Origin of the sequence: Streptomyces sp. V4I2 (genome assembly GCF_030817655.1) — a bacterium.
In the GTDB taxonomy this organism is placed as follows: domain Bacteria; phylum Actinomycetota; class Actinomycetes; order Streptomycetales; family Streptomycetaceae; genus Streptomyces; species Streptomyces plumbiresistens.
In genome coordinates this window covers 8,578,453-8,600,603 of record NZ_JAUSZM010000003.1, presented here as the reverse complement: position 1 = coordinate 8,600,603, position 22,151 = coordinate 8,578,453, and the positions used below count along the sequence as shown (strand labels likewise).

The window sequence follows — 22,151 nt, the reverse complement described above, 5'->3', positions numbered from 1 at the left end:
GGTCAGGGCACCCAAACGTCCCTCGGTCTCCGCCGCGGCCCCCGCGTGGGCCCGGTTTCCGCCACGGCCGCCGGGTACCCGGGACGGCGAACCGTCCGCCCACCTCGTGGAGGCGCACCCCCCATGCCCGAGTACGGCTACTTCCTCTCGTGCGAGCAGTACGGCCCCGCGGAGCTCATCGAGCAGGCGCGGATGGCCGAACAGGCCGGGTTCCAGTCGCTGTGGATCTCCGACCACTACCACCCGTGGAACGACGCGCAGGGCCAGAGCCCCTTCGTGTGGTCGGTGATCGGCGCCCTGTCCGAGGCCGTGTCCCTGCCCATCGAGACGGCGGTGACCTGCCCGACCGTGCGGATCCATCCGGCGGTGGTCGCCCAGGCCGCGGCGACCAGCGCGGTGATGACGGACGGCCGCTTCCGGCTGGGCGTCGGCACCGGCGAGGCGCTCAACGAGCACATCCTGGGCGACGCCTGGCCGCCCGCCCACGTACGGCTGGAGATGCTGGAGGAGGCCATCCAGGTCATGCGCCGGCTGTTCACCGGCGAGGAGGTCAACCACCACGGCCCGCACTACACGGTGGAGAACGCCCGCCTGTACACCGTCCCCGACGAGCCCGTCCCGATCGACATCTCCGGCTTCGGCCCCGCCGCGACCAAGCTGGCCTCCCGGGTGGCCGACGGCTACCTCACCATCCAGCCGGACGCCGCGATGGTGGAGCAGTACCGCAAGGGCGGAGGCGGCGCCAAGCCCGTCAGCGGCGGCACCAAGGTCTGCTACGACCTCGACAAGGACGAGGCCGTACGGACCGTGCACCGGCTGTGGGCCAACGAGCAACTGCCCGGCGAACTCGGCCAGGTGCTGCCCTCGCCCAAGCACTTCGAGCAGGCGCAGCAGCTGGTCACCGAGGACATGGTCCGCCAGAACCGGGTGTGCGGCGACGACGTGGACGAGCACGTGGCGGAGCTGAAGCAGTTCGCCGACGCGGGCTTCGACATGGTCTACGTCAACCAGATCGGCCCCGACACCCGCGGCTTCTTCGACTTCTACCGTACGAAGGTGCTGCCGCAGCTTCAGCAGAGCGCCTGAAGGTCCTGACCCGCGAGGGAACTCCACCGACCCGTCGTGTCCGTGTACACCGTGCCGCCCGACGCCCCCGAGGCCGACGGCACGCCGGCCTGGGACACCACGACCGTGGTGATCGCCGAGGTGACAGCGGGCGACGCGACCGGCCCGGGCTGGACGTACGGCCCGGCGGCGGTCGGCGACTTGTCCGCGTCGGGCAGGCGCTCGCCGAGCACGGCGTGGGCTGGTTCGAGGAACCGGTGTCGTCCGACGACCTGCCGGGGCTGCGCCTGGTCCGGAACGCCGTGCTGTGCGACGTGACGGCCGGCGAGCACGGCTACGACCTCCCCTACTTCGCGCGGATGATCACGGCCGGCGCGGTCGACTGCCTCCAGATCGACGCGCCCCTCCCCCACGGCTGACGCTGCGGACGGACGAGGTGGAGGAGTAACCGGGTGGCGTGACGACGTCACGTGACGACGTCAGCGGCGCCCGGCGCCACGACGCAGCCCGGCGGCCACCACCCCCAGCCCGCCGGCCAGCGCCAGCCCCGCTCCCATCCGCCCCCGGTTCCGGGACACCCAGTCCTGCGGGCTGCCGGACGCCGCCTCGTCGTCGAAGCGCCCGTGCGCCCCGAAGTCCCGCCCGTGCGGTCCGTCCGCCGGCGCCCACAGATTGCCGGGACCGCCGCCGTACTCCCCTGCGTCCCGCTGGTCCTGCTGCGAGTCGAACCCGGTCCGCGCCAGATACCGGTCCAGTACGCCGGGTGCGACCGCGTTGGCGATCAGCGTGGCCACCGTCGGCCCGCCGACCCAGTACTCGCGCCGCCGCCCGTGCGAGGCCGCGTGCACGATCGCCCGCGCCGCGACCTCCGGCTGGAACACCGGTGCCACCGGCCGGGCCCGCCCCGGCATCCGGTTCAACACCCACTCGAACTGTGGGGTGTTGACGGCGGGCAGCTGCACCATCGTGGTCCGGACACCGCTGCCGGAGTGGAGCAGTTCGCAGCGCAGCGACTCGTTGAAGCCCTGGATGGCGTGCTTGGCACCGCAGTACGCCGACTGCAGCGGAACCCCGCGGTAGGCGAGCGCGGAACCGACCTGCACGACCGTGCCCCGGTCGCGGGGCAGCATGTGGTGCAGCGCGGCCCGGGTGCCGAACACATAGCCCAGGTACGTCACTTCGGTCACCCGCCGGAACTCGTCCGGGGTGATCTCGGTGAACGGGGCGAACACCCCGGCGAAGGCGTTGTTGACCCAGACGTCGATGTGGCCGAAGGCGTCGACGACCTGCTGCGCGGCGTCGTCGACCGCCTTCGCGTCGGCCATGTCCACGGTGACGACGAGCGCCTCACCGCCGGCGCGCTGCACCTCGTCGGCCGCCGCGGCGAGGCCCTCGCGGCCTCGGGCCAGCAGGGCGACACTGGCGCCCCGGGCGGCGAAGGCCCGGGCGGCGGCCCGGCCCACGCCGCCGCTGGCGCCGGTCACCACGACGACCTTGCCGTGCTGCGACAGCGGCCCCCTGCGGAAGTCGCGCACCCCGCATCACGCCCGGTGGTGCGGCTGCTCGGGGTCGACGTCGTCGGGGCGCGGCGCCGGCCCTCCGGCCAGGCCGGGCGGGGGCACACCCGCCCCCGGCGCACCGGTGGCCCCACCCACGCCGCCGGGCGCGACGGGCGGCATCGGCGGGTAGGCCGCGTTGCTGAGGCCGCCGGGCGGGCCGACGGGCGCGGCGGCGCCGTGGGCGCGGTCCCGCTCCGCGGCCAGTTCCGCCTCGCGTTCGTGCGTCGGCCGGGACGCGGAGGGCCGCGCGGCGCCGCGCAGTACATAGGCCAGGGCACCGAGGATCGCCGCGGTGATCAGTGCGGCGGCCCAGTCCGGCAGACCGATGGCGAGGGCCAGTCCCACGGCGAGCGCGAGAGCCGCGCCCGCGTACAGGGCGACGGCGCCCGAGGCGCCGTACAACATGGCCTTGCGGCGCTGCTTGCGAGTCTGCTCGCGCAGTTCGTCGCGCACGGTCTCGCGCGCCACCTGCGCCAGCTCGTCGACCAGCTGCCTGTCCAGATGCTCCAGATGATCCAAGCGGTCCATGCCCGCCGGGTACCCGCGGTCACCGGCGCGTAACGCTGCGGCCCGGGGGCTGCCCGCCCCGCTCGCAGGCGTGGAGAACCTGGCGGTCGGGACGGTCGGGACGGTCGGATCATGTGAAACGATCTCGCTCTCCCGGCCGCCCCAACTAGGCTCGTCCGCATGGACATTCTGGGAGCCACGCTGCGCGTATGCGTCGACGACCTGGAGACAGCGGTCCCCTTCTACGAGCGGCTGGCGGGCGGCAGAGCCCTCCGTTTCGAACGCGGCGGCGTTCAGGTCGCCGCGGTCGGCTGTTTCCTGCTGATGAGCGGGCCCGAGGCCGAGCTGGAGGTGCTGCGCAAGGTCACCGCGACGATCGCCGTGAAGGACGTCGACGAGGCCCACCGGGTCCTGACGGAACTGGGCGCCCGCGTCATCGCGGGCCCGGTCCCCACACCGGCGGGCCGCAACCTGATCGCGCTGCACCCGGACGGGTCGGTGTACGAGTACGCGGACCGCGGCGGCGTGTAGCTCACCCGGCCTCGGCGAACGCGGACACGACCATGTCGGTGAGCAGCGCGCCCGCGGTGCCCTCCGGGTCCAGATCGGGGTCGTAGATCGTGACGTTGAGGCCGACGCACTGCGCGGAGGCGAGCAACGGCCGCAGCAGGGCGACGAGTTCGTCGGGCATGAGGCCGTCCGGGTCCGGGCTGTCGACGGCCGGCATCACGCTCGGGTCGAGCACGTCGGCGTCCACGTGCACCCAGAAGCCGTCCAGTTGAGGCACCGCGAAGGACTGGGCGGTGGCTCGGGCCAGGGCGTCCGCGCCCCATTCCCGGATGTCGCCGAGGGTGTACGAGGCGAGGGCGGCGGCGTTGAAGACGCCGTCGCCCTCCTGCCAGTCACCGAGGTCGTAGCGCGGCGGCACGACCACACCGCCCTCCAGGGCTCGCAGCCTCCCCCACTGCCTTGAGGGCGTGGGGGACCCCACGACGATCCGCTGCTCACGCAGCGCACCCGCGAGCTTTTGACATCCTCGCCTGCGTGAACGCAGACGATTCCGGTCCGCACCGCTACGCGGTGCCACCGTGGGTTCCTGCTTCACAGGCCCTTGCCCTCTCCCTTACGGGAGCTGGTCTTACATGGGCCTCCACAAGCGTTACTTTCCGCCCGTCCGGCGGTAGGTCGGACAACTCCGTCGTCCGACAAAGCGATCCTAGCCCTGATGCCGCACCCCTCCGGGCCGCTATGGCGAGGATGCCCTACACCTCCACCCTGAAGGGTGGAGCACTGGGCAAGTGTTCGGTAGCAGCCGGGCACGGTTCCGGGGGCGGGCGGACGCAGACCCAGGTTGGAGGGGGCGTCGAGCACGACGATGTTCCGCATGCGGGTCATCCTCGCCGACGCGAGGAGCCACCGTAAGCCCGCATCTCCGTGGTGATCGCCCACCGCTCGTGATCCCGCCAGGCCCCGTCGATGAAGATCATCTTCGGCGAGAAGCCCTCCAGCCGGAATCCGCACCTGCGCGCGAGCGCGATCGACGCGGCGTTGCGGGGCTGCACATTGATCTCCAGCCGGTGCAGCCGCATCGCCCCGAACGCGTACCCCACGACCAGGTCGAGACCCTCCCGCATCAGCCCGCGCCCGGCGGCGTGCGCGAAGGCCCCGTACCCGAGCGCCCCGCACTGGAAGCCGCCCTCGACGATGTTGTTGATGTTGACGAATCCCGCGACGGCACCCCCCTCCCGCTTCTCGCAGACCAGGAACCCGGCCTTGGACGGATCCTCGATCAGCCGCCCGGCGTACGCGGTGTAGGCGCCGGCACTGTCGGGCGGGAAGAGCCACGGATGGTGCAGGTCCTTGCTCTCCCGGGCCCGGGCGGTGAACTCGGCACCGTCCTCGTAGGTGAAGTGACGTATGCCCACGCGGGGGCCTTCGGCGAGGTAGGGGGAAGCGCTGTGCGGCATCCCGTCACCCTACGACCGCTCAGTCCCCGGCGACCGGCAGCTCCAGCACTCCCGTGTCCCGGGGAGCGCTGACCACGGTCACCGGCTTGATCCCCCGGTTCCCGAAGTACGCGCCGTCGCTCGCCGCGACCACGAACTGCAGCCGGTGCCCCTTCTCGTAACGGTGCACGATCCCCGGCAGCGTCACCCTGAAGCTCTTGGTCACGTCGGGCACGCGGACGGGCGCGACCAGCCGGTGCACCAGCGTCTTCATGCCGTCGGGGGCGATGTCGTAGAGCTTGGCGAACAGGACCAGTCGGTCGGCGGCGTTGCCGGAGTTCTGGGTGCGCTCGGCCTTCGGGGAGACGACCTTGAGCGTGGCCCTGGGCGCGCCCACGACGTCGGTGGTGCGGGTCAGCGGCTCGCTGGTCCAGCCGAGATAGGTGCCCTTGGTGTCGTAGGGCGCCGGGTCCGGCAGCCCTAGGACTCCGTAGAGTGAGTTCTCCGAATGGCTCGTCGGGACCGGCCAGTTGGTGTACGTACGACTGCCTCGCGCCACCTTCCTGCGGTTGTCGACGAGCTTGCCGTCGCCCGACAGGTACAGCGTGCGGCTCGGCGCGGGCAGCCGGTCGGCCGTCGCGTAGGTGCCGTTCGGGTCGGTGATCCAGTCCCGGTAGTAGGCGAAGGCCGGGCCCGTGTCGACGTCCGTGCGCCGGCCCAGATACCGGTCGAACCAGGCGAGGATCCGCCTGCCGACGTAACTGGACTCCAAGTTGCCCTGGGAGAGGTTGAGTTCACCGGCGGCCGGGTCGGAGGTCCCGCCGCTGTGTCCCCAGGACTGCCAGATCATCTTGGTGGTCGTGCCCTGTGCCTTGAGACTCTTGTACGTCGCCGTCGCCTCGTTGAGGTTGAAGAGGCTGTCGGCCTGCCCCTGGACCAGCAGGGTGGGGGCCTTCACTCGGCTCAGGTACGACACCGGCGACACGCTGCGGGCGTAGGCGAGCAGCTCGGCGGTCCGCTTGGCCGGGTAGCTCCCGGAGTTGAGCGTGCGGATGGTCTCGCAGGCCTTGGTGACGAAGTGCAGGCAGGCGAGGGAGTTGATGCGGGACGGGTCCAGGCTCGGCTCCAGCAGCGGCCGGCCCTCGCCGATGAGGTAGAAGCCGTTCGCCCACTGCCACTTGAAGGCGCCGGGCACGCTCCGGTGGCCCGCCACGTTGTTCGGGGCGAGCGAGTAGGACAGGTCGTTCCAGGTGATCATGGGTACGAGGGCGTCGACGCGGTAGTCGACGGCGGCCGTCGCCAGCTGGATGGCTCCCCCGTAGGAGCCGCCCACCATGCCGACGCGTGGGTCGCCCGGCGCGTCGAGGGTCACGAAGTCGGCCTGCGTGCCGTCGTCGGCGGCCCGCTTCCCGCCCAGGAAGTCGACGAGCTGTGAGGCCGCCAGGCCGTCGAGCGTCGGGTCGTCGAGCGAGATGAGACAGCCGGACCTGCCGAAGCCGAGCCCGGAGTAGACGAGCGAGACGTATCCGCGCTGGGCGAAGGCCTTGCCGATGGCGTCGGTCTGGCCGTCCGCCTTGCTGCCGCCGAAGCCGTTGGTGGCGAGCACGGCGGGTGCGGGGTGGGCGCGGTCCGCGCCGGCCGGCCGGTACAGGTCGGCGTCGAGCGTGCAGGTGCGGCCACCCGCCTGGACGGTGAACTTCAGTGCGGTGACGGTGTATTGGCCGGTCGCGGCGGCCGGAGCGGGGAGCAGGACAGGTGCGGTGAGCGTGGCGCCGAGCAGGAGAGCGAGCGGGGCTCGGGAACGGGGCACTCGGGAACTGGGCACACGACGGGACACGTAGACCTCCACACTGAGGACGGACGACCACACCGAGGACAACCCGACTTACCGACCGGTAAGTACCAGTCGGTAGTCATGGTGTGACACGTGTCAGGCGAGGTCAATCACCGGTAGCAGTGTTTCTTGACGGGAATTCAGCGAGCCGGGATCAGCGCAGAGCCGCTTCGTCGAGCGTCAATGTGCCTGTGTCGGCGTCGAGTTCGGCGGCCATGCCGAAGGGTATGGTCAGCGCCCCTTCGCAGTGCCCGAACCCGAACTCCTCGACCACCGGGACCCCGAGGCCGCCGAGCCGGTCGGCGAGGACCGCGCGCAGTGCGCCGTACGGACCGCACCCGGCCCAGGAGCCGAGCGCGATTCCCGTGACACCGTCGAGCCATCCGCCGCGCAGGAGTTGGGTCAGCATCCGGTCGACGCGGTACGCCTGCTCGCCCACGTCCTCGAGGAACAGCAGCCCGCCGCGTGCCGAGGTGCGGGCGTGCGGGGTGCCGAGGTCGGAGGCGAGCATGCTCAGGCAGCCTCCGAGGGTGACGCCACGGGCCCGTCCCGGGACCAGGGCGGCGCCCGCGGAGGCGATGACGCGGACGGTCTCCGGAGCGAACAGCGTGGCCTTCAGGTGTTCCTGCGCCCCGGCGTTCTTGACGAAGTCGACACCGGCGGCCGCCGGTCCGTGCAACGTGACCAGGCCCAGCCGGGTGGCGAACGCCTGGTGCAGCACCGTGATGTCGCTGAACCCCACGAAGACCTTCGGGCCGGCCGCCCGCATCGCCTCCCAGTCGAGCAGGTCGACCATCCGCTGCGCCCCGTATCCGCCCCGCGCGCACAGCACCGCGTCCACGGACGGATCGCACCAGGCCTGCTGCAGGTCGGCGGCGCGCTCGGCGTCGGAGCCCGCCAGGTAGCCCAACTCGCCGTGCACGTCCAGCACATGGGGCGCGACCACCGGGTCGAGATCCCAGCCGCGCAGGATGTCGAGCCCGGCCTGCAGACGGTCCTCCGCCACCGGCCCACTGGGCGCCACCACGGCCACGCGGGCACCCGGGGCGAGTCTGGACGGCCGTACGAGTGGCTTCACTTGGTGAGCTCCAGGGTCGGGATGCCGGGCGGGTTCAGCCCGAAGGCCTGGGCGTACAGGGAGAGTTCCGACTCCAGGGCCCGGATCATGGTCTCCGCCCGCCGGAACCCGTGCCCCTCCCCCTCGAACGCGATGTAGGCGTGCGGCACCCGCCGTCCCTCCATGCGGGCCAGGAAGCGCTCGCACTGAGCGGGCGGACAGATCACGTCGTCCAGCCCCTGGAGCAGCAGGAAGGGCACGGTGATCCGGTCGGCGTGCTCGGTGGGCGAGCGCTCCGCGTACCGGGCGGGCACCTCGGCGTACGGCCCGACCAGGCTCTCCAGGTACTGCGACTCGAAGTCGTGGGTCTCCCCCGTCGCCCAGCCGGCCAGGTCGAGGATGGGGTAGATGATCGTGCCGCAGGCGTAGACGTCGGTGCCGACGAGCGAGGCGGCCGCGGTCCAGCCGCCGGCGCTGCCGCCGCGCACGGCGAGCCGGTCGCGGTCGGCGGTGCCCTCGTCGGCGAGGGCGACGGCCACGGCCGCGCAGTCCTCCACGTCGACCACGCCCCACTGCTCGCACAGCCGGCCCCGGTACTCCCGGCCGTACCCGGTCGAGCCCCCGTAGTTGACCTCGGCGACACCGATGCCCCGCGAGGTGAAGTAGGCGATCCCCAGGTCGAGCACGAGCGGAGCCCGGCCGGTGGGACCGCCGTGCGCCCAGACGACGTACGGCGGCAACTCGTCGCCGGGCGCCACACACCCGGGGTTGTGGGGCGGGTAGATGTGGGCGTGGATGTCCCGCCCGGCGGGTCCGGTGAAGGTGCGGATCTGAGGCTCGGGGTAGTACGCGGGGTCCACGACGTCGTCGTGGGCGGCGCCGATCACCCGGGCGCGGCCGGTCCGGGCGTCCAGTTCGACCACCTCGTACGCACTGCGCGGGCTCGCCCCGACGGCGACGACCCGGTCGCCGTGCACCGCGAGGGTGGGCGCGAACTCGGTCCAGGGTCCCGCCGCGTCGACCACCTCTCCGGTCTCCGGGTCGAGGATCCCGAGGGTGGTGGCGCCGCGACCGTGCACGACGGCGATCAGACCGCTCTCCAGCGGGGCGAACCAGCGGTGGCCCAGCTTCCAGAGGGGGCCGCCGAACTCCTCCTCACGCGGGCAGAGTGGTACGCCGCGTTCCGTGCTCGGTAGGCCGTCTACTTCATTCGGTACTCCGTCTTCTGCATACAGGTTCCACCAGCCCGAACGGTCGGCTGTATACAGTAGACGGCCGTCTGTCGACCACTCGACCTGCGCGATCGACTCCTCCGGCCCTCCGGCCACGGTCCGCGCCCCGTGGAAGGTGCCGTCCCCGCCGATCCCGGCGAGGACCAGTTCCGTCCCGTCCCACGGCATGCGCGGGTGGTCCCAGGCGAGCCAGGCCGCGCGCCGCCCGTCGGGCGAGATCCGGGGTCCGGTGAGGAAGCGGTGCCGCTCGTCGGTGAGTTCGCGGACGCCGTCCCGGTCCTGTGCCGCCGAACCGTCCAGCGGGACGGCGGCGAGCACGCGCCGCACGTCGACGGGGCCGTCGCCGGTGAACTCCTCCAGCACGCACCACACTTCACCGCGGTCGACCAGCACCTGCGGGTCGGCCCATCGCAGTCCGCCGCCGACCGGGGACACCGGCGTCAGCGGGCGGGGCACGCCGCCCGGGCGGTACCGGTACAGCCGCTGGTCGGCGAAGTGCACGAAGACGACGAGCGGTTCGCCGTCGACCACGGCCCCGGCCCAGGGCTGTCCGCCGTACTCGATGACCCGGCTGCGCACGTTCCACGGCGCGGGCAGCACGGACTCCTCGGTGCCGTCGGCGCCGCGCCGCACCAGGGTGCGCCGGCCTCCTTCGGTGGGCCGTGGCTCGGTCCACCACGGCTCGTCGCCGACGAACCCGACGTACTCGGGATGCCCGTCGTGCGCGGCGGCGAGCGCCGCGTCGATGGGCGAGGGCCAGGAGCCGTACGCCAACGTCCGCACTTCGTCCCCCATGTTCGGCTAGGCCGTGCGCAGGAAGCGGTCGAGTACCCGGACGCCGAAGTGGAGCGCCTCGACGGGCACGCGTTCGTCGACCCCGTGGAAGAGGGCCTGGTAGTCGAAGCCCTCCGGGAGCTTCAGCGGCGCGAAACCGTAGCCGGTGATGCCGAGGCGGGAGAACTGCTTGGCGTCCGTGCCGCCGGACATGCAGTACGGCACCACGTGTCCCTCCGGCGCGAACTCCTCGACGGCGGCCCGCATCCTCGCGTACGTCGCCGAGTCCACCGGCGCCTGCAGGGCCACTTCCCGGTGGTGGAACTCCCACTCCACGTCAGGTCCGGTGAGCCGGTCAAGGGTCGCGCGGAACTCGCCCTCGGCGCCGGGGAGATACCGTCCGTCGACGTGCGCCACGGCCTCCCCCGGAATCACGTTGATCTTGTAACCGGCGTCCAGCATGGTCGGGTTGGCGCTGTTGCGGACGGTCGCCTCGACCAGCGCGGCCGCCGGGCCGAGCTTGTCCAGGAGGGCGTCCACGTCGGCGAGGTCGGTCTCGATGCCGTACAGCGCGGCGAGTTCGGTGAGGGCGGCGCGCACGGTCGGGGTCAGGCGCAGCGGCCAGTCGTGCTCGCCGATCCGGGTGATCGCGGCGGCCAGACGCGTGACGGCGTTGTCCCGGTTCACCTTGGAGCCGTGCCCGGCCCGTCCGCGCGCGGTGAGCTTCAGCCAGGCCGTGCCACGCTCGCCGGCGGCGATCGGGTAGAGCTGCCGCCCGCTCCCGTCATGGAAGGTGAACGCCCCCGACTCGCTGACGCCCTCCGTGCAGCCCTCGAACAGGCCGGGGTGCTCTTCGGCGAGGAACCCCGAGCCGTCCTCCGCGCTGGCCTCCTCGTCGGCGGTGAAGGCGATCACGATGTCCCGCCGGGGCCGTACTCCGCTGCGCGCCCAGTCCCGCACCACGGCGAGGATCATCGCGTCCATGTTCTTCATGTCGACCGCGCCGCGCCCCCAGACGACCCCGTCGCGGATCTCCCCGGAGAACGGGTGCACGCTCCAGTCCCGGGCCTCGGCCGGTACGACGTCCAGATGGCCGTGCAGGAGCAGCGCGTCGGCCGACGGGTCGGTGCCCTCGATGCGAGCGACCACGTTGGTGCGGCCCTTGGTGCGCTCCAGCAGGGTGGGCTGCAGGCCCGCCTCTGCCAGCCGGGCGGCGGCGTACTCGGCGGCGGGCCGCTCCTGGCAGTCGCCGCCGCCGCGGTTGGTGGTGTCGATGCGGATGAGGTCGGAGGTGAACTCGACGACCTCGTCCAGGGCCTGCTGGTCGGGCTGGTCAGCCATACTGCTCCTCCACCGCGGCCGAGACGATCGTGGTGACCGCCTTGAAGGTGCGGATCCCGTCGTACATGGTGCCGCTGGTGTACGCCACCTTCCGCTCTCCGACACGCGTCACGCCCGGCACGACGGTGGCGGCCATCGCGAGGTGTTCGGCGTCGAATTCGAGGGCGACTGTATACGGTCCGCCGTCGACCGGATCCTGTCGCCTCGCCAGCCCGGCCGCCTCCTTCGCCGCGGCGCGAATGTCGGCGGCGGTCCTGGCCGGCGTACGGCACACGGCCGCGTACCGCGACACGTGGTCCTTGACGGCGACCTTCAGCGCCTCGGGGGCGTAGCCGAGGGCGTCCTCGCAGGCCACGTCGTCGCCGGTGACGAGGACGACGGGCACTCCGTACTCGGCGACGACGTGCGCGTTGAGGAGCCCCTCGCCCGCCCGTACGTCGTTCAGCCACACGCCGGTGATGGAGTTGGCGAGGTAGGTGTGGGCGAGGACGCCCTCCATGCCGGCGCCCGCGTGGTAGCCGACGAAGGCGACGCCGTCCACGTCCCCGTGCTGCACGCCCTCCACCATGGACAGCGACTTGTGCCGCCCGGTGAGCATCTCGGCCCGCTCGTCGAGCCGTTCGAGGAGGAGGTTGCGCATCGTCCAGTGGGCCTCGTTGACGAGCACCTCGTCCGCGCCGCCGTCGAAGAAGCCCAGGACGGCGGCGTTGACGTCCGAGGTGAACATCGAGCGGCACCGCTCCCACTGCGGTGTCCCCGGCAGTACGTCGGCCGGCCAGGTCACCCCGGTGGCGCCCTCCATGTCGGCGCTGATCAGGATCTTCATGCCCCGTCACGTTACGCGGGGAAGGGACGACCGGCCAGGAAGCATCCGCCCGTGCGCGAGAAAGGCCCCGCCCTCAGCCCTGGTGGATCCGGTCCACGAGGATGTCGATGACCAGCGGCATCCGCGGTCCGAAGCTCAGCAGAACCCCGTCCTCCGCTGTCACGATCCGCCGGTCCGCCCCGGCCGGTGTCTCGCGGATCCCCGGAATGTCGACCAGGCCGTCGACGCCGCCGACCGACTCGAGCCCCTCGTCCATCATCAGGATCACGTCGGGCTGGGCGGACACCAGGGCCTCACTGGTGAGCGGTGTGAACGGCTTGTCCAGGCCGGCCTCGACACCCGCGTCCACGGCACCCACCGCGTCGATCAACGAATCCGCACCCGACCCCTTCCCGCCCATGAGGTAGACGGCCGCGCTGCCCCGCATGTAGAGGAAGGCCACCTTGGGCCTGCTGCCCTGCGGCACGGCCGCCTTCGCCGCCGCGAGTTCCTTGTCGATGCGGGCGTTGAGGGCCTCGCCCGCCGCGGGGACGCCCAGCGCCTCGGCGATACGGGTGGTACGCGTTCGTCGTACGGCAAGGGTCTGGCGAAACCGTATGGAGGCACTGGACACAAGGGCACGTTCAGCGTCCAGCTCAAGGTGCGCGCGAAGGACGCGAACACCGACTGCACCAAGTCCGGCGTGACCTGCGCGGTGATCACCCGCAACGACCACACGCGCGGCGGCGACCAGAGCCAGACGGCCCGCATCCCGGTGACGTTCACCGGCAGCGGCGCGGGCGCGACGGGCGACAGCACCGCCTCTGCGACGCCCGGCGCCTCGACCGGCGCGAGCACCACGGGCGGCGGCACGACGGGCGGTTCGGGCGACACCGATGACCCGACGTCGAGCGGACCGCTGGCCGGCACCGGCTCCGCCGCGCTGACGATCGGGCTCACCTCGGCCGGTCTGGTCGCGGCCGGTACCGGCACCTGGTTCTGGGCGCGTCGGCGCCGGACGGGGCACGCGGGCGGCCCGAGCGCCGGCTGAGGCGGCACGAGAGCGCGCTCGCCGACAGCGACCCCACCTCATATCCCAGAGGGAGATGGAAGATGGTGAAAAGACCCGGCGCCGCCGCTCTGGCGAGCGGCGTCCTGCTCGCACTGCTGAGCCCGGGCATGGCGACCGCGCAGGACGGCGCGGTGTTCCCCCGTGAGGTGTCCGGAGGGTACGCGAGCTGGACCACGACCGACGCCGAACTCGCCGACCAGGGCGTCTCGTTCGACGTCGCCGAGCCCGCCGTACGCGGATCCGCTGACCGCGCCTGGTTCCCGGCCACCGGCGGCGGTGCGAACCCCGAAACGGGCGAGGCGGAGGTCGAGTTGGCCGGTACGGCCCGACTGGCCGGCGCCGCGCAGCCCCTGACGTTCGGCGGCCTGCGGCTGGAGCTGCGGGAGGGCGCGGGTGCGCTGTATGCGCGTACGGCCGTCGGAGGCGAGGCCCGTGAACTGACGCTGGCCGGGGTGACACCCGGCGACACCGCACCCGCCGTACGTACGGGCGGCGTGACCTGGACCGGGCTGCGGGCGGCCCTGACGGACGAGGGCGCCCGGCTGCTGTCGGAGTGGAGCGGGCGGCAGTTCGCGGAGGGGGACGGTCTCGGTCGTCTCGACGTGACCGTGGGAACGGGCGCCGCCGCCGACGCGCCCGAGGTCCCGGCGCGGCCGGACGAGACGCCGCAACCGTCCCCGAGCGTCATGACGCCGGAGAAACAGCGGACGGCGCCGCAGCAGGAGGCGGAGCCCTCCGCCGCGGTGGCCCACGCCGGTCTGGAGGCGGGCGGCGAACAGGAAGCCACCGGCGGTGGCTTCGAGCCCGGCGAGGTGGTGCTCGTCGCGATCGACGAGGACACCCGGTACCAGGCGGTCGCCGACGCGCAGGGCCGTGTCTTGCTGGTCTTCCCGGTGTACGCGACGGCCACTGCGGGCGCGCACACCGTCGAGCTCTACACCGTCTCCGGGGAGCGCAGGGCGCTCACGGAGTTCGAGGTCCGGCCGGCCTCGGACTGATCCGGCGTGCCGGCGGGAGCGAATTCGCACCGAGGAGCGGGCCGCACGGTCCGCTCCTCGCCATGCCCAACTCCGTTGACCTCCAGGGCACTTGAGAACTTTTTGCCTTCTGTTGACAAGCTTCGGGAAATCGTAATTAGGTTTGCCTTACCTAACCCCCCACGGGGTTCCGCAGCACCCAGAGAGGTGAAGTGCTCACCATGAGAGCCGTTCCTTCCGCCCGTACCTCGGCCCGTGCCGCCCTCGCCGTCGCCGCCTCCGCCGCCCTCACGCTGGGCCTGGCGACCTCCGCATCCGCCGCCACCTCGACGCGCACGATCGTCGACGGCAGCACCACCTACAACCTGTCGGTGACCGCCCCGAACACGGCCGCCACGGCGGGCCAGGTCATCACCGTCACCGGCTCCGGCTTCAACACCGGCCAGGGCATCTACGTCGGCCTGTGCGTGATCGACGGCGCGCCGGGCGTCAACAAGCCCACCCCGTGCCTGGGCGGCCAGGACGAGGACGGCTCCACCGGCGCCTCGCACTGGGTCAACAACACCTTCGGCGGCATGTTCGCCAACAGCTCCAAGTTCGGTACCGGCGGCACCTTCAACGTGCAGATCTACGTCAAGGCCACCCTCGACGACGGCAGCGTCTGCGGTGACGACGTCACCTGCGCGATCGTCACGCGCGCCGACCACTTCGACACCAACGACCGCAAGTACGACGTGCACGTCCCGATCACCTTCCAGTAGGCGCCCGTCGGACCGGGCCCCTCGCACCCGGGGCCCGGCTCTCGCGCGACCGGAGTGCCGGGCGCACCCGACCAGTGAGGAACCCTTCATGAAGGACGACACGACGGCCCGGGCGGCGCGCCCCTGGCTCAGACGCCCGGCGGCGCTCCTCGGCGCCGCCGCCCTGGTGGCGGCCGCGGCGACGGCCGTCACCGTCGGTTCCGCCGCGCAGGCCGCCGACACGCCGAGGACGGCGCTCGGCAAGGACGGCCAGAAGCTCACCGTCTCCGCCTCCGCCGGCCTGGACCCGGCCGGCGAGACCCTCCGCGTCACCGGCGAGGCCTACGACGACACCAAGGGCATCTACGTCGCCGTGTGCAAGGACAACGGCGACAACCGCATCCCCACCCCCTGCCTCGGCGGTGCCGACCAGGAGGGCGACAGTGGCGCCTCGAAGTGGATCATCCCTGTGGGCGCCCCGGACGAGGGCGCCGGCACGGTCGCCATCCCGTGGGGCGAGGGCGGCACCTTCGACGTCGAGCTCGAGGTCAAGGCCAAGGACGGCGGTCTCGACTGCCTCCAGGTCGCCTGCTCGGTCGTCACCCGCGTCGACCACAACGGCACCGGCGACCGCTCCCAGGACGTCCGCATCCCCCTCACCTTCCAGGGCCAGGACCCCGGCGACGGGAGCGGCGGCGGGGACGGAGTGGACGTACCGGCGGGCACGGTCAGCTATGCGAAGTCGGCCGAGTTCACCGCCGCGGGCCGGCCTCTCGACCTCCTGCTGCACCCCGACTCGGGGAAGCTGTACGTCGGTTCGGACAACATCGTCGACACCGCGGACGTGGCCGAGCAGGGTCTGTACGTCCTCGACACGAAGGACGGCAAGGTCCTCAGCCACATCGCCCAGGCCCCCGGCTCCACCGGCGCCCTGGCCGCCCGGGTGGTCCGCCAGGTCGTCGCACCGATCTCCGGAGACGGGGTCGTGTTCCAGTACCCGCTGCGCGGCATCGGCACCGCCAAGGACGGCGACCCGGCCGCGAAGGGCGTGTGGCTGACCGGCGCCACGATCACCGGCGTGGGCCAGGGCACCGACGCCTCGACCGTCCTGGTCGCGCAGGGCCCCGCCCTCTCCGAGCTGGAGATCGCCACCGGCGCGGTCAAGCGCACCCTCACCCTCGACGGCGGGGCCCTGCTCGGCGTCGACGCCGAGCACAAGGCCGCCTGGTCCGCCGGCGTCACGGGCGGGCAGCTGCGCCGCGTGGACACCGGCTCCTTCACGGCCACGGCCACGGCCGAACTCCCGGCGGCGTCCGTGTTCTTCGTCGAGCCGGACCCGGCGACCGGCAACGTCTGGGTGGGCAGCGGGGACGACGTGCTCGTCTACGACAAGGACGCCAAGTTGTTGACCACTCTGAAGGGCAACGGCAACGACCGGCCCACGGCGGCCGGCTTCGACCGGACCACCGGCGAGGCCTTCGTCCTGCGCGAGGACTACGGCAACGCCGACAACGGCTCGGACAACGTCGGCTCCCTGCAGGTCGTCGACGGCGCCACCTTCGAGCAGGCCGCCGAACCGGTCTCCCTTCCGGGCAGCCGGGCCGGCACCTTGGCGGGCATCGCCGTCGCCCCGGGCGCCACGTCCGTCTACCTCACCCACCAGGCGGAGAGCAAGGTCGTCAAGTTCGACCGCCGCGTCTCCCCCGAGGTCACCCAGTCCCCCACCGACCAGTCGGTGGCCCCGGGGGACGAGGTGACGTTCGTCGCCGCCGCCGAGGGCACCCCGGAGCCCACCGTGCGCTGGCAGGTCAGCCCGGACGGCGGCCAGACCTGGAAGGCCGTCGAGGGCGCGACGAAGAACGCGTACTCCTTCACCGCGAAGGCGGCGCAGGACGGCTACGAGTACCGCGCCGAGTTCACCAACTCGGCGGGCACGACGCGTACTTCACCCGTCACCCTCACGGTCGCCGAGGCCGGTGGCGACGGCGGCACCGACGGGGGCGACAACGGCGGCGAGGACGACGAGCCGTCCGGCACGAAGACCGTCACCGGCCCCGAGGGCCAGAAGCTCACCGTCACCCCGGTCAACAACCTCGCCACCGAGGACCAGGCCCTGAAGATCATCGGCTCCGGCTACGACGAGGACAAGGGCATCTACGTCGCCCTGTGCGTCGACAACGGCGACGGCGAGCTGCCCACGCCGTGCATCGGCGGCGTCGACATGTCCGGCGCGTCCCACTCCTCGGCGTGGATCTCCTCCAACCCGCCCGACTACGGCGAGGAGTTGGCGACCCCGTACGAGGCGGGCGGCTCCTTCGAGGTCGAGCTGACCGTGGACGCCAAGGACGAGTTCACCGACTGCTTCAAGGCCACCTGCGTGCTCGCCACCCGCGCCGACCACACCCTCTCCGGCGACCGCTCCCAGGACGTGAAGGTCCCGGTCGCCTTCCTCGGCCAGGACCCGGTGGACACCGACCCGGGCACCGGTGACACGGGCGGCTCCTCCGGTACGACGGGCGGCAGCACGGGCACCACCGGCGGCGGCACCTCCGGCTCCACGACCGGCGGCACGAGCACGACGGGCACGTCGACCACGGGCGGCAGCCTCGCCTCCACCGGCGTCACCGTGCTGTCCGTCGCCGCGCTCGCGGCGGCGCTGCTGGGCGCGGGCTGGGTGGCGTACCGCCGCGGCCGCGCGGCCAACTGACGGCAGCCTCAGGGCGATGCGCCCTCCGGTGCCACCGGCACCGGAGGGCGCATCACTGTCCGCGCGGGGTCAGCACTGTCCGCGCAGGGTCAGAGGGAGACCGCGACGGCGTTGTACGTCGTCTCGGGCGTCGGCGTCGTCGTGAAGCGCGCGTTGACCAGGTAGAGGCGGTCACCGAAGCGGGCGGCCGTGGTGGGCACGTCGAAGCGCGGGTCGGTGATCGTCTTGCGCAGGGTGGCGGTGGTGGCCTTGGCGTCGAGGTCCCAGACGCTGATCAGGTTCAGCCGGTTCTGTACGACGTACAGCGTGCGGCCGATGCGCCACAGACCGTCGCCGTTGACCACGTCCGCCTGTCCGACCAGTGTGATCTTCGTGGCGACGCCGGTCCTGACGTTCACGTTGTACAGCTCGCCCGGCGTGCTCTTGACCACGATCAGACCGCGGCCGTCGGGCGTGCCGACGATGCCGTTGGCGTTGTTGACGTCCGGCAACTGCGTCCAGTCGCCGGTGAGCGGCAGGGCCCGGATGTCGCCGGACCTGCCGCCGCGCGGGACGCCGTACAGAGCCGCGTCGCGCGAGTCGGTGAACCAGGCGCGGTCGCCGAGCAGGGTGACGTCGTTGATGAAGTGGCCGGTGGCTTCGGTGAGTTGGTGGCTGGCGAGGAGTTCGCCGGTGCGGGAGTCGTGGACCCGGGCGACGCCCGTGTTCCCGGCGACGTACAGCAGTCCGTCGTGGTCGATCTTCAGGCCGACGGAGATCAGGCCGGTGCCGCCCGCGAAGAGGACCTTGCCCTCTCCGGTGCGCAGGTCGGTGCGGTAGATCGCGCCGTTGGCACGGGAACCCAGGTAGGCGTACGGCTTGCTGCCGATGGCGATGCCCTCGGGAAGCCAGCCGTTCGGGAGCGGGAACTCCGTCGGCCAGGTGGCCTTCGGGGTCGCGCTCGCCGGACCGGCGCCGACCGTCACGGCCAGGGCGGCCAGGGCGGTGCCGCCGAGGACGGCGCGCCGGGTCGGGCGGGGGTGGGTCGGGGTCATGGTGGGGCCTCCGTGGCATGGTTTTCGTTGACAACTACGAAAACAACTACGTTGACAATGCCGTGAGTTGGCAACGTTTTTGCGACTCCCGGAGTTCCCCGTGACCCCGACCGCCACCGGTGTCACGCCGCCGGCGCCGCCACCAGCCACTTCGACGGAAGTTCGATCCGGGTGCCGTCGGGCCGGTACTCCGTGGTGACGAGCGGGAGGTCCCCGCTCGCCAGGACACTCAGCCCGGCCACGCTCAGATAGCCGGGGATCGCGTCGTCGGCGACCTCGCCGGGCGCGATGCCGTGCCGGAAGACGGGCGCCAGCTTGGGCGGCGGCCCCTCGGGGCTCTGCGCCAGGCCCATCAGGACGGGCTTGGCGGCCTCGGAGAGCTCGACGAGGAAGGCCCGGCCGCGGTCCCCGAGGAGCGCGGCGAGCCCGTCCACCAGGGGCTGCCGGTCGTCGGGGTCGGCCTGGTGGAGGACGCCCCGCATGTAGACGTTGGCGTCGCCGAGTTCCGCGTGCAGGGTCTCCGCCTCGCCCTTCCCGGCGGCGTCCAGCAGCCGGTACGTCGCCTGTCCGGCCCGGTCGGCGTCCCGGGCGTGGTCGAGGGCGGCGGCGGACAGGTCGGCGCCGAGGACGTGCGGGAAGCGGTCGGCGAGGAACCGGGTCTGGGTGCCGTTGCCGCAGCCGAGGTCGACCAACGGCAGTCCGTGGTCGGTCATGTGGGGTTCGAAGAGGGCGAGGTGGGCGCCGGCCGTCAGGATCGGTTCCGCGTCCCAGAACACGGCCCCCTGTTCGCCGGGAGCCTCACGCCAGAAGCCCTCCCAGGCCTCTCGGTACCGACTCGTCACGCTCATGACCAACTCCCCAGGGTGCGACGCCGCCCGACCCGAGTGACGGGCGAGTACGGTGTATCGCGCCCAGGTCACGCCCACAAGCGCGTGGCGCATTCCTTCACGGGTCTTTCCACCCGGGTGCGCCGTCGTGCGCCCCTTGTGCCCCAGGGGGCGGGTCAGCGCCGCGGCAGCGTCAGTTCGAACCACACGGTCTTGCCGGCCTTCGTCCGGCTGGTCCCCCACTCACGCGCGAGGGTGCTCACCACGCGCAGGCCGCGCCCGGCCTCGTCGCCCGGGCCCGCGCTCAGCAGGGTCGGCAGCTCGTGGTCGTCGTCGTCCACCTCGCACAGCAGCGTCTCGCCGCGCACCAGGCGCAGGTCGACGGGACGGTGGTGGGAGTGGCGTACGGCGTTGGTGACGAGCTCGTCGACCAGCAGCTCGGCGGTGTACGAGAGCTTCGCCAGCCCCCAGTCGTGGAGCTGTTCGCGGACCACCGCGCGGGCCCGGCCGACCTCGGCCGGGTCCAGGGGGAGCCGCCATTCGGCGACGTCGTCGGGTTCGATGCCGTTCAGGCGGGCCATCAGCAGGGCCACGTCGTCCTTGCGGCCGCCCCGCGTGTTGAGGGCCCGGATGATCGTGTCGCAGGCGTCGTCCATGGAGGCGGCCGGATGGGCGGCGGACTCGCAGAGCGTCGCCAGTCCTACGCCGATGTCCTCGCCGCGTACCTCCACCAGGCCGTCGGTGCACATCACGAGCCGGTCGCCGGGCTCCACGCGCACGCGTACCGCCTCGAAGGGCACCCCTCCGACGCCGATGGGAGCACCGGTGGGCAGGTCGAGCAGTTCGCTGCCGCCGTCCCGGGCGCGGACCACGACGGGCGGGATGTGACCGGCGTTGGCGAGGTGCAGTTCGCTCGCGATCGGGTCGTAGACGGCGTACAGGCAGGTCGCGAGGTAGGTGTCGCCGAGGCGCTGGGCGAGGTCGTCGAGGTTGCGCAGCAGCTGGGCGGGCGGCAGGTCGAGGGCGGCCATGGTCTGGACGGCCGTTCGCAACTGGCCCATCATGGCTGCCGAGTTGAGGCCGTGGCCCATGACGTCGCCGACGACCAGGGCGGTGCGGGCGCCGGGCAGTTTCACGGAGTCGAACCAGTCGCCGCCGACGCGGCCGAGGAGCGTGCCGGGCAGATAGCGGGTGGCGATGTCGCAGCCCGCCATGCGCGGCGGGATGTGCGGCAGCATGCTGTCCTGGAGGGTCTCGGCGACGCTCTCCTGGTAGGTGTACATGCGCGCGTTGTCGAGCACCAGGCCCGCGCGGGCGGCGAGTTCGGCGCCGGTGACCCGGTCCATGTCGTTGAACTCGATGCGCTCGGGGTGCCGCAGCAGGATCATGAAGCCGAGGACCACGTTGCGTGCCTTGAGGGGCACGATCAGCATGGAGCGGCCCGTGATGAGGGGCCGGATGTCCCGCTTCTCGAACTGCGAGGCGATGGCGTGGCCCATCTGCTCGCTGATGCGCGGCACGAGGACGGGTTCGCCGCTGGTCATGCACTGGAAGAACGGCGTGTGCGCGGGGAACGGCATGGCCTCGCCGACCGGCACGACGTCGTCCCAGCGGCCGGGTTCGTCGGTGTGCTCCAGGGCGACCCGGTGCCACATGGTCGTCGTGTCCGGAACCCCCTCGGAGAACTCCTCGCCGGCGACGACCTGTTCGCGCAGATAGGTGCCGGCGACATCGGTGAAGCGGGGTACGACGGCCTTGCTGACCTCGATGATGGTCTTGGCCAGGTCGAGCGAGGTGCCGATACGGCCGCTGACCTCGTTCAGGAACTCCAGACGCTCGCGTACGGCGGCGTACTCGAGGTCCTCGCTCTCCTCGGCGACGTCCTGCGGGACGGGCCGTCCCTCGGCCAGGGCGCGGGCCGCGCGCTCGCGGCGGGCCTTGCGCTCGGTGCGCCGGGGCACGCCCCAGTCGGGGGTGACGGGAACCCGGTCGTTCTGGCTGAACTCCAGGACGGGGTAGCCCAGTTCGAGGACCTGCGCGACGATGCGGGCGCCCTCGTCGACGCTCATGCTGGGCAGGATCTCGGGGAGCCTGCGGGCCAGGTCGTCGGCGCCCGGGAAGTCGGTGTGCAGGGCGAAGCCGGGCGCGATCCGCTCGAACGCCACGTCCTCGTCGGGGTCGTCCTGCCGCAGTCCGCCCGCGTCGGCGGCGAGGACCAGCAGGCGCTCACGTCCGGGGCCGACCAGCGGGTAGGCCCACCACAGCACGTCGGCCCGGTCGTGTTCCGCGACGGTGAGGCGGGCGCGGCCCGCGGCCGGGTAGGACAGCCTGCCGTCGAGGGAGGTCTCGAGGTCGGGGCCGAGTCCGTCGTAGGCCGCGTGTGCCCAGTAGGGCGCGACCTCGTCGTCCTCCGGCAGCGCTCCGGAGACGGGCAGCAGGTCGACCGCGGACCGGCCGATCGCCTCTTCCTTGGCGGCGCCGAAGAGGCGGCGCGCACCCGTGCTCCAGTGGGAGACCAGGCCGTCGCGGTCCACGACGACCACGGCCAGCGGGATGCGGCCGGGCGCGGCGTGCTCCGCCGCGCCGTTCCCAGCTCCGGGGCTGGGAGGTGCGTCCCTCTCGGTGCCACGGTCCATGGCCCAGGCCCTCTCTCCCCACGGCTCCGCGAGATCTG

General features: G+C 72.3%; 17 protein-coding genes and 3 pseudogenes. 7 read left to right on the top strand and 13 right to left on the bottom strand.

Annotation, left to right across the window (positions count from 1 at the left end; genetic code table 11):
* The first annotated feature begins 123 nt into the window (after window positions 1–123).
* Window positions 124–1,086, top strand: coding sequence for an LLM class F420-dependent oxidoreductase (locus QFZ76_RS40275; protein ID WP_307678290.1), 963 nt, complete (start codon window positions 124–126; stop codon window positions 1,084–1,086).
* Window positions 1,087–1,122: 36 nt separating this feature from the next.
* Window positions 1,123–1,466 (top strand): annotated as a pseudogene (locus tag QFZ76_RS40270) (enolase C-terminal domain-like protein); the annotation flags it as partial.
* Window positions 1,467–1,544: 78 nt separating this feature from the next.
* Here QFZ76_RS40270 and QFZ76_RS40265 read toward each other — a convergent pair.
* Window positions 1,545–2,600, bottom strand: a complete 1,056-nt coding sequence (locus QFZ76_RS40265) for an SDR family oxidoreductase (protein ID WP_307678289.1) — start codon at window positions 2,598–2,600, stop codon at window positions 1,545–1,547.
* Window positions 2,601–2,606: 6 nt separating this feature from the next.
* Window positions 2,607–3,152 carry a phage holin family protein gene (locus tag QFZ76_RS40260; protein WP_307678288.1) on the bottom strand — a complete coding sequence of 182 codons (546 nt, stop codon included), beginning with the start codon at window positions 3,150–3,152 and terminating at the stop codon, window positions 2,607–2,609.
* Between the two features lie 159 nt (window positions 3,153–3,311).
* On the opposite strand from QFZ76_RS40260, the gene QFZ76_RS40255 reads away from it, so the two are divergent.
* Complete coding sequence (locus tag QFZ76_RS40255) at window positions 3,312–3,662, top strand: VOC family protein (protein WP_266450000.1); 351 nt, start codon at window positions 3,312–3,314, stop codon at window positions 3,660–3,662.
* Between the two features lies 1 nt (window position 3,663).
* Here QFZ76_RS40255 and QFZ76_RS40250 read toward each other — a convergent pair.
* The 8 genes and pseudogenes from QFZ76_RS40250 to QFZ76_RS40215 form a co-directional block, all read right to left on the bottom strand.
* Window positions 3,664–4,167, bottom strand: a pseudogene (locus tag QFZ76_RS40250) (arginase family protein); the annotation flags it as partial.
* A gap of 355 nt (window positions 4,168–4,522) precedes the next feature.
* Window positions 4,523–5,098 carry a GNAT family N-acetyltransferase gene (locus tag QFZ76_RS40245; protein ID WP_307678287.1) on the bottom strand — a complete coding sequence of 192 codons (576 nt, stop codon included), beginning with the start codon at window positions 5,096–5,098 and terminating at the stop codon, window positions 4,523–4,525.
* 19 nt (window positions 5,099–5,117) lie between these two features.
* The gene (locus QFZ76_RS40240) at window positions 5,118–6,887 is read right to left on the bottom strand and encodes a CocE/NonD family hydrolase (protein WP_307678286.1); all 1,770 of its coding nucleotides are present in this window, start codon (window positions 6,885–6,887) and stop codon (window positions 5,118–5,120) included.
* Window positions 6,888–7,065: 178 nt separating this feature from the next.
* Window positions 7,066–7,989, bottom strand: coding sequence for an LD-carboxypeptidase (locus QFZ76_RS40235; RefSeq protein WP_307678285.1), 924 nt, complete (start codon window positions 7,987–7,989; stop codon window positions 7,066–7,068).
* A complete protein-coding gene (locus QFZ76_RS40230) occupies window positions 7,986–9,995 on the bottom strand; it encodes a prolyl oligopeptidase family serine peptidase (RefSeq protein WP_307678283.1) in 2,010 nt (669 codons plus the stop codon). Before QFZ76_RS40230 ends, QFZ76_RS40235 begins: the two co-directional genes overlap by 4 nt.
* A gap of 6 nt (window positions 9,996–10,001) precedes the next feature.
* Window positions 10,002–11,315, bottom strand: coding sequence for a M20/M25/M40 family metallo-hydrolase (locus tag QFZ76_RS40225; protein WP_307678282.1), 1,314 nt, complete (start codon window positions 11,313–11,315; stop codon window positions 10,002–10,004).
* Window positions 11,308–12,141 carry a M55 family metallopeptidase gene (locus tag QFZ76_RS40220; protein ID WP_307678281.1) on the bottom strand — a complete coding sequence of 278 codons (834 nt, stop codon included), beginning with the start codon at window positions 12,139–12,141 and terminating at the stop codon, window positions 11,308–11,310. Before QFZ76_RS40220 ends, QFZ76_RS40225 begins: the two co-directional genes overlap by 8 nt.
* Before the next feature lie 73 nt (window positions 12,142–12,214).
* Window positions 12,215–12,721 (bottom strand): annotated as a pseudogene (locus tag QFZ76_RS40215) (hemin ABC transporter substrate-binding protein); the annotation flags it as partial.
* A 60-nt stretch (window positions 12,722–12,781) separates the two neighbouring features.
* On the opposite strand from QFZ76_RS40215, the gene QFZ76_RS40210 reads away from it, so the two are divergent.
* From QFZ76_RS40210 to QFZ76_RS40195, 4 genes are all read left to right on the top strand, one after another.
* Entirely contained in the window at window positions 12,782–13,171 is a 390-nt protein-coding gene (locus QFZ76_RS40210) for a hypothetical protein (protein ID WP_307678279.1), read from the top strand.
* A gap of 62 nt (window positions 13,172–13,233) precedes the next feature.
* On the top strand, window positions 13,234–14,190 hold the full coding sequence (locus tag QFZ76_RS40205) for an HtaA domain-containing protein (RefSeq protein ID WP_307678278.1): 957 nt from the start codon (window positions 13,234–13,236) through the stop codon (window positions 14,188–14,190).
* 200 nt (window positions 14,191–14,390) lie between these two features.
* Complete coding sequence (locus QFZ76_RS40200) at window positions 14,391–14,930, top strand: hypothetical protein (protein ID WP_307678277.1); 540 nt, start codon at window positions 14,391–14,393, stop codon at window positions 14,928–14,930.
* A gap of 88 nt (window positions 14,931–15,018) precedes the next feature.
* Complete coding sequence (locus tag QFZ76_RS40195; RefSeq protein WP_307678276.1) at window positions 15,019–17,616, top strand: immunoglobulin I-set domain protein; 2,598 nt, start codon at window positions 15,019–15,021, stop codon at window positions 17,614–17,616.
* A gap of 89 nt (window positions 17,617–17,705) precedes the next feature.
* Here the strand turns inward: QFZ76_RS40195 and QFZ76_RS40190 are convergent, their stop codons facing one another.
* The 3 genes from QFZ76_RS40190 to QFZ76_RS40180 all read right to left on the bottom strand — a co-directional run bounded on the left by QFZ76_RS40190 (window position 17,706) and on the right by QFZ76_RS40180 (window position 22,113).
* A complete protein-coding gene (locus tag QFZ76_RS40190) occupies window positions 17,706–18,650 on the bottom strand; it encodes a superoxide dismutase (protein WP_307678275.1) in 945 nt (314 codons plus the stop codon).
* A gap of 122 nt (window positions 18,651–18,772) precedes the next feature.
* Entirely contained in the window at window positions 18,773–19,498 is a 726-nt protein-coding gene (locus QFZ76_RS40185) for a class I SAM-dependent methyltransferase (protein ID WP_307678274.1), read from the bottom strand.
* A gap of 155 nt (window positions 19,499–19,653) precedes the next feature.
* The gene (locus QFZ76_RS40180) at window positions 19,654–22,113 is read right to left on the bottom strand and encodes a SpoIIE family protein phosphatase (protein ID WP_307678273.1); all 2,460 of its coding nucleotides are present in this window, start codon (window positions 22,111–22,113) and stop codon (window positions 19,654–19,656) included.
* Window positions 22,114–22,151 lie beyond the last annotated feature (38 nt).

Bases quoted from the DNA above. Each gene is read 5' to 3' on its own strand.
- QFZ76_RS40275 (WP_307678290.1), top strand. From the start codon at position 124: ATGCCCGAGTACGGCTACTTCCTCTCGTGCGAGCAGTACGGCCCCGCG.
- QFZ76_RS40260 (WP_307678288.1), bottom strand. From the start codon at position 3,152: ATGGACCGCTTGGATCATCTGGAGCATCTGGACAGGCAGCTGGTCGAC.
- QFZ76_RS40255 (WP_266450000.1), top strand. From the start codon at position 3,312: ATGGACATTCTGGGAGCCACGCTGCGCGTATGCGTCGACGACCTGGAG.
- QFZ76_RS40245 (WP_307678287.1), bottom strand. From the start codon at position 5,098: ATGCCGCACAGCGCTTCCCCCTACCTCGCCGAAGGCCCCCGCGTGGGC.
- QFZ76_RS40230 (WP_307678283.1), bottom strand. From the start codon at position 9,995: ATGGGGGACGAAGTGCGGACGTTGGCGTACGGCTCCTGGCCCTCGCCC.
- QFZ76_RS40225 (WP_307678282.1), bottom strand. From the start codon at position 11,315: ATGGCTGACCAGCCCGACCAGCAGGCCCTGGACGAGGTCGTCGAGTTC.
- QFZ76_RS40220 (WP_307678281.1), bottom strand. From the start codon at position 12,141: ATGAAGATCCTGATCAGCGCCGACATGGAGGGCGCCACCGGGGTGACC.
- QFZ76_RS40205 (WP_307678278.1), top strand. From the start codon at position 13,234: ATGGTGAAAAGACCCGGCGCCGCCGCTCTGGCGAGCGGCGTCCTGCTC.
- QFZ76_RS40200 (WP_307678277.1), top strand. From the start codon at position 14,391: ATGAGAGCCGTTCCTTCCGCCCGTACCTCGGCCCGTGCCGCCCTCGCC.
- QFZ76_RS40195 (WP_307678276.1), top strand. From the start codon at position 15,019: ATGAAGGACGACACGACGGCCCGGGCGGCGCGCCCCTGGCTCAGACGC.
- QFZ76_RS40190 (WP_307678275.1), bottom strand. From the start codon at position 18,650: ATGACCCCGACCCACCCCCGCCCGACCCGGCGCGCCGTCCTCGGCGGC.
- QFZ76_RS40185 (WP_307678274.1), bottom strand. From the start codon at position 19,498: ATGAGCGTGACGAGTCGGTACCGAGAGGCCTGGGAGGGCTTCTGGCGT.
- QFZ76_RS40180 (WP_307678273.1), bottom strand. From the start codon at position 22,113: ATGGACCGTGGCACCGAGAGGGACGCACCTCCCAGCCCCGGAGCTGGG.